Genomic DNA, 12,809 nt, shown 5'->3' on the forward strand with positions numbered 1-12,809 from the left:
AGCTAGTATTGTTTATAAATTTTTATAAAAATAGATTTTAAAACGTTAATTTGATCTTTTTTTCATCTAGTTCGTATTGTCACTATTGATAGTCTTATCGTAATACAATTTTTCGTTAAAAATATTATAAATTTCTTAACATGTCAGAGGTAGTGTGAAATCACAACAAATAAGTAAATCAGATAACTACATCCTTGAACATTGTGTTGATAAATTAGCAAGAATAAACAATTCAGATTATGCGATTGGTTTTTTAGTTGATGACAATTCATCTCCTTATTTAATCAATGTTGATTCACAAACAGTTTCTGCCCCTGAGTTACTCTTTGAGCCTATCAAACATAAATTGAATAAAGATTTAATCGATTATTTCTCAGACAAACCGTGTTTATTAAACGATTTTTTTGTTATGAAGGGCATGAAAGTCTCTATGATGACTTATTGAATAATGAGTACATTGATAACCTACGTTATATTCCAATTGGTGAAGGTAGTGAGCTATATGCGATTGTTATTTTAATCAATGTAGATCTTTCTGTGCGTTCAAAAGATCTCATTGATGTGACTCCTTTTTTATTAGCCACTATTACTTTACTTAAAAATAAAAAGCGTGCTACCAAAGCAATACCAATTAAAGCGCGTAATGATCTCACATCAAAGACGTTCCAAGATCAAGGACAAAAGATCTTAGACTCTATGCTAAAAAATACATTCCACCCTGCGTTTCTTTTTAATGATGAATTTCAAATCTTAAAGTCAAATCTGGCTGCTCATCGTTTATTTAATTCAAATTTAGAACGTGGTTGGCCAGTGATGGATAAACTGATCAACAACACATTACCTAGTATTGCATTTCGTTTATTAACTTCTATCAGTAAACTCTCTTTTTTAGGGCATCTTGATAAGCAACAATGGCAAAATGTTACGTTAGTCTTAAATTCATATCAGTCTGTTACCGTCGATATTCATTTGTTTGATATCGTTTACTTTGGACGTCAATGTTTTGGTTTAATGATTAACGAAAAAACAGAAGTCGATGTGAATCATGAAGTCTATAACGCAAGTTTACAGCGCTTTAATGCGTTAACGAGTGTTGTACCGATGGCTATATTACAAATGGATAAAGACTTCAATTGTTCATATGTTAATAAAACCTGGGCTAAATATACTAACCAAAATACTCAACAATCACTAGGAAAAGGCTGGCTATCATCTATAAAGACCTTAGATGCAGATGAGATATTATCCGAAGTGATTCGATCCATTTCTCACTCAAATAGTTTTAAAGGTGAAATTGAGTTAATTACTGTTGCAGAACAAGGGTTGTGGGTTTCCATAAACGCAGTTGGGTTGTTTAATGATCGCTTTGAATTAACCGGTTTAATTTTGACTATGTCTGATATTTCAGATGAGCGTTCAAACTCCCAAAAACTACAAAAAATGGCTAATTATGACCATTTGACTGGATTATCTAACCGTGCATTTTTTACCGATAGATTAACCTTAGCATTAGCGCGTGTACCTCGTCATGGCATCACTGCACTGATGTTTTTAGATTTAGATCGTTTTAAAAATATCAACGATACATTAGGGCATCACGTTGGCGATATTGTTATTCAAGAGGTGGCTGAACGTTTAAAAACAGTAGTAAGAGACGAAGATTCAATTGCTCGGTTAGGTGGTGATGAGTTCGCTATTATTTTTACCGATATCTCATCTGAAAGTGTTATCTCTCCCATTGCCGCTAAAATAGTTAGTGCTATTAATTTACCTTTTACTATCGAAAGTAAAAATATGATTTTATCTTGCAGTATTGGTGTGTCAATTGCGACTGAGCATAATGTACTGCCAGCAGATATATTAAGAAAAGCGGATTTAGCTTTATATAAAGCAAAGGACTCAGGACGAAATCAATTTTGTTTTTATGATCCTGTTCTTGAGAAAGATTTATCGTTATTACATTATTTGACTGATGACTTAAATCATCCACAAAAAACCGGATTTTCTTTTGTTTTTCAGCCATTAATGGATGCAACAGACGATAGTATTATGGGGTTTGAAGTCTTAGCAAGATGGTCAAATTCTGAAATGGGTATCATCGGGCCAGATATTTTTATTAAAACAATGGAAGATAATGGCTTAATACAAAATTTTTCAGAATGGTTGTTTTATGAAGTCATTATACAAGTTAAATTGTGGATCGCTGAGGGGTTACTTTCTTCACCTCAAAAAGTAGCCATTAACTTATCTGTGAAGCAGTTACATTTAATTGAATTTGCTGATTCTATTCTTTCTTTATTCAAAAAAGAAAAAATAGACCCTAGTTGGTTTACGCTAGAAGTCACTGAAACTGCCTTTATACAGGATCCGGCCATCGCAGGACAAAATTTAAGAACCTTGAAAGCTGCAGGTTTTTTAATTGCATTGGATGACTTTGGTACGGGTTATTCCTCATTGGGATTATTACGACAAATGCCGCTTAACTATATAAAAATAGATCGCAGTTTTATACAGGATATTCTTAATGATAACGAAGCAGAAAAAATTGTTTTAGCTATTATTAGTTTAGGGAAAATGTTGGAGTTAGGCCTAATAGCAGAAGGCGTTGAAGATATAAAAACCAAAGAATGGTTAGTAGCCCAAGGCTGCATATGCCACCAAGGCTATTATTTTCATAAACCCTTATCAATAAACAAGACAAGTGAATTATTAAAATATCATCAAAAAATCGAATTATTGCCAAATTAGTAGTAGTATTTGTTATATAGAACGACATTATTTTAAGCATTGTTCGTCAAGTTAGTTAATCTAAATTATTTATAGTGAGAGACATGTGACCCAGACAGAAAAGAAAGAAAACTTACCTCCATCGCATGTTGTTGGTATTGGTACTTCTGCGGGAGGATTGGAAGCATTACAGGAATTCTTTGGTAATCTACCGAGTGATACTGGTGCTACGTATATAGTTGTACAACATCTTTCACCTGATTATAAAAGTATGATGTCTGAGTTATTAACCAAACATACAGATATGCCTATTTTTGAAGTTGCAGACAGTATTGTCATTGAATCTAACGCTATCTATCTAATGCCTCCACGTAAAAACATGTTGATCACTGAAGGTAAGTTATTACTCTCGGATCAAATGCCTGATCGACTACCTCATTTATCCATTGATGTTTTTTTACGCTCGCTAGCCGAAGATCAGCAACATAAAGGGATTGGTATCATATTATCAGGGACTGGGACTGATGGTACCCGTGGCATTCGTGCTATGAAAGAAGCAGGTGGTTTAGTGGTTGTTCAAAAACCAGATTCAGCGAAATTTGATGGTATGCCAACCAATGCCTATCAAACAGGTTTAGCGGATATGGTATTAACGCCAAGAGAGATGGGGAAAAATTTAGTTAATTTTATAAATCATCCTTCAATAAAAGGGGATTTACCTGTTAGCTCTTTTACTGCCTCGGATGGTGATAATGAAACCTTGGGCGAAATTTTTCAATTATTAAAAAAACAATCATCAATTAATTTTGCTTTATATAAACCATCAACCGTTTCTCGCCGAATTGAAAGACGATTAGGTATTAATCAATTAAAAACCTTAGATGCTTATCTGCGTTTACTTATTGACTCACCCCGTGAAGTCTCGACTTTAAGTAAAGAATTATTAATCAACGTAACTCGTTTTTTCAGAGATGATGAAGCGTTTGACAAATTAACAACGGTTGCAGTACATAAAGTATTAACTTCTGGAAATGGTACTGACCCGATTCGTCTTTGGATTGCTGGTTGTTCGTCTGGTGAAGAGGCGTATTCAATCGCAATATTATTTGATGAAGCGAAAGAAAAGTATCAAATAGATCGCCGCGTTAAAATTTTTGCAACTGACGTTGATGAAGATGCTATCGCTGAAGCAAGTGCAGGTGTCTATGCTGCTGAAATCATTCAAGATATTTCTAAGGAAAGAATAGAGAAATATTTTGAACCGACTGGCAATGCTTATGTGGTGTCATCTAAATTACGTAAAATGGTTATTTTTGCTCAACATAATATGATTGAAGATCCACCTTTCTCAAATATTAATTTATTGAGTTGTCGTAATGCATTAATTTATTTTCAACATCCTGCTCAGCAAAAAGTATTTTTATCTTTTTATTTTGCATTACAACAACATGGATTTTTATTCTTAGGCAATTCTGAGTCATTGGGTGAAATGGCTGTTCACTTTGAAGTGGTTGACGAGCGTACGCGTATTTTTCAAAAAGTGAATGCGGCAAGGCTTCCATTAAAACAACCTTCGACACTTAAGCATACTATTAGTGCGCCTATTATTTCCAAGAATTCTATTGCTCATGCTAATCCTGCTCGAATGGTTATTAATAATAAATATAATACGGTCATGGAGCGTCTGATAGAGCATTATTCACCTGATAGTATTGTATTAAATGATAACTTTGATGCAGTACATGTTTATGGTGAGGTCACTCGTTACACTAAAGGTTTAGGACGTGGCAAGGTAAGTATTAATATTAAAGATATGATCTGTGATGATTTAGCGGTCGCTGTTTCTACTGCGTTATACCGTAGTGAAAAAAATCAAGAAGATGTTTTTTATAGTGATGTAGCTTGTACGTTGGATGGTGTCTCTACGTTTATCGACTTAGCTGTATTTATGGTTAAACAAAGTGACCACCAATCATCTCCTCGCTCATATATTCTTCAATTTATTATGCAAGATAAAGTGGGGATGGCTAGGAAGTCACCTAAATCGATTACCTTTGATGGAGGCGAGCAATCACTTCAGCGTATCTATGATTTAGAACAAGAGTTAATTAAAAAACAAGAGCATTTGCAAGTTACGGTTGAAGAATTAGAAACCACTAATGAAGAGTTACAATCGGCAAATGAAGAGTTGATGTCTTCAAATGAAGAGTTACAAAGTACTAATGAAGAATTACAGTCTGTTAATGAAGAATTGTATACAGTAAACAGCGAATACCAAGAAAAAATAACTCAGCTTACAGAAGCTAATATGGATTTAGATAATGTTATCAACTCGACTAATATTGGTATTCTTTTCTTAGATGAGCATTTAACTATTCGTAAATATACGCCTCATTCAGCTAATTATATTAACCTACGTACGTCAGATATCGGGCGTCCAATTCATCATATCTCACATGAATTGGATTATAGTGATTTCTTGACTGAAATTGGTAATGTCAGTATTAATGGTGTGATTGTAGAGCAAGATATTCTTACTAAATCAGGTGAGCCGGCTCTAATACGCATGGCACCTTATACCGTTAATGATGATGAATCAGTCTCTCAACAGGGGGTGTTAATTACTATTACTAACATATCTCGATTGAAGTTTGTTGAAAATGCATTAACGAAGGCACAACAACAGTTTAAAACGTTATTACTTAATCGCTCTAAACGATTACATCACCGTATCGAAATGAACCAGCATGTGACAGTGATGGTTATTGATGATGATGCAATTGACCGGTTACGAGTACAAAGGTACTTCAAAGAGTCTGAAGATCGCTCATATACGATTGTAGAAGCTAAAACATTAGAAGAAGCGATAGAACTTGCTGGAAGAATGAAAGTTGACGTGTGCTTATTAGATTATCAATTAGGTGCCAATACAGCTGAAGACTTTGTTAAAGCAATGAAAGATAAAAATGTAGATACGCCTATTATATTATTATCTGGGCAAAATGAATCGATAATGGATAAAGAGTTTTTATCAAATGAAATTATTGATGTAATTAGTAAAGACGATTTATCAAAACCGTTATTAATTCGCAGTATTGACTATGTGTTAGAGCGTAAAGAAATCAAAGATATTGTACAAAAATTTGAAGTGCCAAAAGATAATAAATTTAACTGATTCATTGAGTTCTATTAATCTAATATTAGGTTTAATATCTTTATAAGTAGATTTGAAAAAAGCGATGAGGTTATAGCCTCATCGCTTTTTTAGCCCCATTAACCAGAATTATTTACAGGGTCGAATTGAAGTTATTTAGGAAAGTGGTTGGGTTATGGTTCGAAACACTCCACTAATTTATTAAAAGTTAAAGGCCGACTAAAATAGAACCCTTGATATTGATAACAGCCTAAAGCAACTAAAGATGCTAATTCTTGTTTCGTTTCTACCCCTTCAGCGATTACCTGCATATTGACACTTTTAGCCAATTCTATAATCATGCTCACAATGGCAAGGTTACTGATGTCGGCATTTATATCGGTAATAAAAGAGCGGTCAATTTTAAGTAAGCTTGCAGGTAAACGTTTTAAATAGGCGAGTGAAGAGTAACCTGTACCAAAATCATCAATCGCACATTCCACTCCAAACAGATGTAGCTTTTCTAAACATGCTATTGATAGTTCAATATCTCCCATCATCATGCTTTCTGTTATTTCTATTTTTAGATGTTCTGGAGATATTTGATTTTCTTTTATTGCCGAAATAATGGTGTCCGCAAAATCATGCTTTGCTAATTGTTTCGCACTGATATTAATAGACACTTGTTTAAATGAGCTTGGTAAAGGAAGTTGTTGTAACTTTTTAATATCTTCACATGCTTGTTGTAAGACGTAGCTACTGATCTGCATAATCAGATCACTTTCTTCCGCTATAGGAATATAAATAGCAGGGGACTCATAACCTCGCAAAGGGTTGTTCCAACGTAATAAAGCTTCAGCACCAATCATGTTGTTTAAGTGGTCGTACTGAGGCTGATAATGTAATTCAAACTCATCATGCGCTAAAGCTTGCTTTATTTCTCTGGTGTAACTGATGTGGTCATTCAATTGCTTTGACATCATTTCGTTGTAAGGTAATGCTTTATCTTTTCCTCTTTTAAAAGCTTCATAGACTGCGATGCTTGCATTTTTAAGGATATCTTGGACTCCTTTTGATGCGTTGTTAAAAGTCTCATATCCAATGAAGCAAGATAAAGAAAATCGACCTTCAATGAATTCAAAAGGAATTTCCATCGCATTAATAATATCTGCAATGACATCATTGACGATTGATTGAACAGTGCTTTTATCTACAGGTAAGCTTCTTAGCAATATAATAAATTCATGTCCGTTAAATCTAGCCACGATCCCCATGTTTTTGATTAATACTTTGAGCCTAACCGCCGCTTGTTTTAATACTTCATCTCCTACGTGATAGCCCATTACATCATTGATATTTTTAAACCCTGTCAAGTTAATCAATAATATGGCGCCAGTTTGTTCTTGGTGTATGCAATCATCAATTGCGCTCGCTAAAAATTCTTGTATTTTCATCCTATTGTAGAGGCCAGTCAGAAAGTCATGAGAGGCTTGATAGCTGATTTTTTCTTCTACACGTTGACGTGTTTTTATCTCAATCACAAGAGAGTGATAGTTAATGGCGGCAATGGTGCTAATAGCGAGCTTATTTAATACTGGGGGAAGGGCATTTTGAATCGCTGGGTCTAAACTTTTTTCTCGTTCAATTGTTAATACGCCAAAGTCACCTATCTTAAAAAAATGATATAACGTAGAGCCAAAATTTTGTTCTTGTTGATCACGATTATTTTTAAAAAAATGGTTAACTAAACTAGATAATTTCGTATCTTCACTCGATAATAACCCATTTTTTTTCATTGGAAAGCTGACATAGTGTTTTAATTGTATTTCATGGTTTATATCTAATTGGTATGTCGGATTATTATTATTGTCCTTTATAAGGAAAATATGACTATTCGTTGAATTTAACGAAAGACTACAAAGGCTTAGGAATTGGTGTAGCATTTTTTTTAAATCAGGATCTTTGTCTATTGCTAATACTAATTGATGCTGAATCGACATTATATGCATCGCTATATTCATAAATTTTCCTGCTGTTTAAAAGGAGCCAAGCACTGTTGATTTGTTGAGTAAACGGATTGACCCGTTAGCCGTATTGGCTATTTCTCCTAAGGCCATTACACCAATTAAGGGAGTATTAGGGAAAGGGCGTTGTATTACTTCAAGTTCATCGCCAATATGTTCACCGAATAATAGATCGCGAGTAACGCAGTCAAATAATAAAACAGTATTTGAAACGCCTTTTCTTGCTACTTCTTGTGCTGCCTTTTCGCTGGCGAGTGTCATTTTATGTAAATCACTGTGTAATAAGTAAATCATCGAATTTACAGGGACATTACCTACACACTCTAAATAAGCACCATTTGTTTGTAATGAATCTCTGACTAATATATCGCCATCTAATGACATAATGCCTAAAGGGAAGCATTTGGCATATTGGTTAAAGAAATCATCTTCTAAAGGTGAGTTTATATTGTTTTGGATAATTTCTTTGTATAACTCAAAAGTAGGTCGGTAATTTAATGAGTGGACATAATGCCCTTCAGAAGAGGTGACTAAATAAGGCCCCTCTAAAATTTCCCAACCGTGCCCTATGCTATTACTTATAGAGCAAGGAAGTGCGACGACTTGCGTTACATTACTCACTAATCCTTGGTTGGTAAAAATAACAGGATGGGATAATAGATCCATAGAGCCTGCACCTCCACCAATAGCAGAAATACCAGAGCCCATATAATCATAAAAATGATCGGTAAAGTTTTCGCATTGATTACAAAATGCATCAGAGATGATAATGAAGTTTTGGTAATGTTCTATTTGTTTACTTTCAGTTTGAATATAGTTTTTTAAATGGGCATCTGAATCTGCGTGCATTGAGTAGTTGACGACTTTACTGCTAACCGTTAACCCCAAAACAATCGCGCCTTGTGAATAGCTTTTATTTTTATGGACAATTTTAGGGAAAGCTCCTCCGCATAATGGAAGAGTACACATTTTTAATATTTGCTCTGTTTCATCCAGCTCATAATTATTATCAATACACGTTAATAATAAGACCGTTTTAGCGCCTTCTTCAATAACGCTATTTATTGCTTTACTTAATTCACTTACAAACGGGCTTTCTGTAAATTTTATGATAGAAGCCATTGTCATAACATCTATTCCTAAGTTTATAGTGCTAATGTTGGGGACTTAATATAATTAAATGATAAATTAATGAATTAAAGGTATAGATGACTATATCTAATTTTAAGTATTAATAATACAAGCTCATGATTTTCCTTATTCGTTTGTGATTAATCGCACTCCTTGTTGTTAAAAACTTTGATGAAGAACCTTATTTTTTAAAGTCAGAATGATATGACGTAGTAATATAAAATCTTACGAAGATCGCTTTTAAAAGTGGTAATAAATAGTTTAACGTTATACTTGTATTTATTGAGTGAGATAAGTTATTTTTTAATAAAAAGGTTAATTAATAGGCATAGAAAGTAGTTAATGTTTATGTTAAATACATAAAATAATTTATTTTTTAACTTGTTGTTTTTTATGTATTAAGGTCTTTTATGTAAATATATTTTGGTTAAATAAAGCACTTTATAAATATAAGTTAACTCAGTATTATGTATAATAAATTTGATCTATATCACTGCTTAGTTTTTACTTTCCTCTGTGCTATTTAAACGTCTAAATTATGTTGTCGAAGCTATTTTCAATACAATAAATTTAGCCATATCATGAATAAAGCTGTATTAACAAATGTTAATAAAAAGAGTAGAAAATAAATCGTTAATAAATACCCAGTAAGTATCTAACAAATAAGGAAAATAAAGAAATAATGTCATATCAACTTATACTAATTTGTATCGCCGCTTTGATTGGAATTGGTATTCTTTTACATCATCCATCGCGGACTTTTGGTATTCCATCTTTACTCATCTTTATGGGGGTCGGTTTATTATTTGGTAATGGAGAGTTCAACTTTGTATATGACAATTTTGCTTTAACATCTTTAGTCGGTAGCATTGCGCTTAATATTATAGTGTTTGTAGGCGGTTTAAATACATCCAAAGAGAGCGTACGTGTGGCTTATCGGGAAGGGGGAATACTATCAACATTGGGGGTGTTATTAACCACGCTGTTTTTCTCTGTCTTGCTTTCTTATACTTTAGACTTTTCCTTTATTCATTGTTTATTATTTGCTGCGATTGTTTCCTCAACGGATGCTGCGGCCGTATTTTCAATTCTTCAATCTAAAAAAATTAAATTGAAAGAGCAAACAGATACGGTATTAGAATTTGAATCTGCAACCAATGACCCCATTGCACTTATTTTAGTTGTGTTGTTAACACAACTTGCACTTGCCCCAGATAATGGCGTTTCTGCTAGTCAAATTAGCATTGAGCTCGTTACACAAATATTCAGTGCACTGGTTGTTGCGTTTGTTGTTGGGCGTATTGCAGTATGGCTACTTAATCATATTAAGCTTGAAGAATATGGCCTGATTCCAGTGTTTGTTTTAGCCAGTTTTGTCTTGGCTACTTACGGCAGTGAGTTTATTGGCGGTAATATCTTGTTAGCATCTTATGTTGTTGGTGTTGTTATGGGTAATGGCATTAAACGTGGAAAGGAGATGACAAAACACTTTTTTAATAGCTTGTCATGGTTAGCTCAGGCATTAATGTTCATTGCTCTTGGGTTACAAATATTCCCTCATCATTTATTTGAAGTGCTTTATTCTTCATTATTACCTGCTGCCTTATTGATCTTTGTTGCAAGGCCATTAGCGGTACAGATTTGTTATTTATTCTTCCCTAAAGCCAGTTGGAAAAAACGCTTATTTATCTCCTCTATTGGTCTTAAAGGAGCAACACCTATCGTTTTCGCATTGATTCCTGCTGCGGCTGGTGTGAGCAGTTCATTAGAAATAGTTAATATGGTGTTCTTTATTGTACTTATTTCAGTTTTCTTTCAAGGCGCGGCTATTGAACCTCTTTCAAAGAAGTTAAAACTCAATATTGAACAATAATCTGGTTTGATTAAGTTTATATAACCTCAATTCTGGTTAATGGAAGCGAAAGGTTACTTAATCTCAATTCTGGTTAATGAAAGCGGTGTTGTATCGTTTTGCTTATCTAGAGCTGAGATTACTTACCTTAATACTGTTTTTTTAATTAAATAATACTGGCTTTAAAGGTGAGTAGAGATGATTTTTTACATGCTTTTTTATAAGAACTTTGCCACAAAGGAATAAGCATTTAGCGCCTCAGTAATATTCGTATTAATTGTTTTAGAATTAATTATATTGATATTAAAATAGTTGAGATAGTTGAGATAGTTGAGATAGTTGAGATAGTTGAGATAGTTGAGATAGTTGAGATAGTTGAACAGATACAACAAGGTGCATTGTAATAATGCCCCTTGTTGAGTTTTAATCATGTAGGGAAGTAAAAGGTTATTTTTTCTCTTCTGCTAAGCGCTCTTTCTTTTTCAGTTTAACTGTTGAGTAAACAGAGAAAATAGCGAATAGAATAAAGGCGAGTGCAATCGGACGATCATATAGGAACGACCAACTACCTTCATACAGGATTAAGGATTTTCTTAAGTTTGTTTCTGCCATTGGGCCTAATATTATCGCTAATAAAATAGGTGAGGATGGGATATCTAGTTTATTTAATATAAAGCCTAATAAGCCAAATGTAATCGCAATACCTACATCAAACATAGAGTTATTAATCGCGTAAGCACCAATGACTGACAGGAAGATGATAATAGGGATCATGATTATTTTTGGTACTTCTATAATACGACAGAAGAATCTAATACCTAAAAATCCAATAATCAACATCACAATATTCGCGACGATCATCGAACTAAAAATGCCATAAACAATTTCAGGGTTCTGTGTGAATAATAATGGACCTGGTGTTAAACCTTGTACTATTAAAGCCCCTAACAATACTGCTGAAACCGCATCACCTGGTACACCTAATGTCAATAACGGCACTAATGAACCGCCCGTTACACCATTGTTACCTGATTCCGCTGCTGCTAAACCATGCATTGAGCCGTTACCAAACTCTTCTGGTTTTTTAGCAACCCGTTTTGCTTCGTTATAACAAGCAAAAGCAGAAATATCAGCACCCGCACCAGGGACTGAACCGATTGATGTACCTATTAAGCCACTTTTAATTGTTGTCGGTAAAATCTTTTTAAAATCAGAAAAACTCAGTAACTTGTAATCAAATTTAGGTGGGATATCTTGTGTATCACTCGACAGTTTTTCTAATTGATTTAAGCCTTCTGAAATCGCAAATAAACCGATTAATACAGGGATGATATTAATACCACTGTAAAGGTCTAATATACCAAAGGTAAAACGAGGCACACTGCTGATAGGATCTAAGCCAACCATAGACACTAACAACCCGATAGTACCCGCTAATAAACCTTTCATAATGTTTTTAGCTGAAACACTAGCAATGATCGTTAAACCAAATAATGCTAGCGCAAAGTATTCAGGCGCATTAAAGCGTAATGCAAAATCAGCCAAGATTGGTGCAATAGCAATTAATACAATGGTACTAATTAAACCACCAATAAATGAGGCTACGGCGGCAATACTCAATGCTTTTGCGGCAAGACCTTTGATAGCCATTGTGTGACCATCAAGTACGGTGGCAGCAGAAGCTGGCGTGCCTGGTGTTTTTAATAAAATAGCGGCAATAGACCCGCCGTAAATACCACCAATGTAAACTCCAATTAACATAACAAGTGCAGGTGTAGGGGCCATTCCAAAAGTGAAGGGCAATAATATTGCTACGCCCATCGTTGCTGTTAAACCGGGTAATGCACCCAATATAACACCACCTAATACACCCAAAACTAATACAGGGAAAACAGCCATACTAAAAGCATCTGCAAACCCATTAAGTAAATATTCCATCATA

General features: G+C 34.1%; 7 protein-coding genes. 4 read left to right on the forward strand and 3 right to left on the reverse strand.

The window, feature by feature from the left end; all coding sequences use genetic code 11:
• Positions 1–154: 154 nt before the first annotated feature.
• From Q0794_RS01325 to Q0794_RS01335, 3 genes are all read left to right on the forward strand, one after another.
• Complete coding sequence (locus tag Q0794_RS01325; protein ID WP_298939599.1) at positions 155–445, forward strand: hypothetical protein; 291 nt, start codon at positions 155–157, stop codon at positions 443–445.
• On the forward strand, positions 442–2,748 hold the full coding sequence (locus tag Q0794_RS01330; protein ID WP_298939601.1) for a bifunctional diguanylate cyclase/phosphodiesterase: 2,307 nt from the start codon (positions 442–444) through the stop codon (positions 2,746–2,748). The genes Q0794_RS01325 and Q0794_RS01330 overlap by 4 nt, the downstream gene beginning before the upstream one ends.
• Before the next feature lie 85 nt (positions 2,749–2,833).
• On the forward strand, positions 2,834–5,902 hold the full coding sequence (locus Q0794_RS01335; protein WP_298939604.1) for a chemotaxis protein CheB: 3,069 nt from the start codon (positions 2,834–2,836) through the stop codon (positions 5,900–5,902).
• 152 nt (positions 5,903–6,054) lie between these two features.
• Here the strand turns inward: Q0794_RS01335 and Q0794_RS01340 are convergent, their stop codons facing one another.
• Together Q0794_RS01340 and Q0794_RS01345 are read right to left on the reverse strand one after the other, a co-directional pair.
• Positions 6,055–7,881: a bifunctional diguanylate cyclase/phosphodiesterase gene (locus Q0794_RS01340; protein WP_298939605.1), complete on the reverse strand. Its 1,827-nt coding sequence runs from the start codon at positions 7,879–7,881 to the stop codon at positions 6,055–6,057.
• 15 nt (positions 7,882–7,896) lie between these two features.
• Complete coding sequence (locus Q0794_RS01345) at positions 7,897–9,006, reverse strand: FIST C-terminal domain-containing protein (protein WP_298939606.1); 1,110 nt, start codon at positions 9,004–9,006, stop codon at positions 7,897–7,899.
• Positions 9,007–9,697: 691 nt separating this feature from the next.
• Here Q0794_RS01345 and Q0794_RS01350 point away from each other — a divergent pair.
• On the forward strand, positions 9,698–10,888 hold the full coding sequence (locus Q0794_RS01350; protein WP_298939607.1) for a potassium/proton antiporter: 1,191 nt from the start codon (positions 9,698–9,700) through the stop codon (positions 10,886–10,888).
• Positions 10,889–11,314: 426 nt separating this feature from the next.
• On the opposite strand, the gene Q0794_RS01355 is transcribed toward Q0794_RS01350, so the two are convergent.
• A complete protein-coding gene (locus tag Q0794_RS01355) occupies positions 11,315–12,808 on the reverse strand; it encodes a tripartite tricarboxylate transporter permease (protein WP_298939608.1) in 1,494 nt (497 codons plus the stop codon).
• Position 12,809: the final 1 nt, after the last annotated feature.

Origin of the sequence: uncultured Psychromonas sp., from assembly GCF_947489755.1 — a bacterium.
Classification (GTDB): Bacteria; Pseudomonadota; Gammaproteobacteria; order Enterobacterales; family Psychromonadaceae; genus Psychromonas.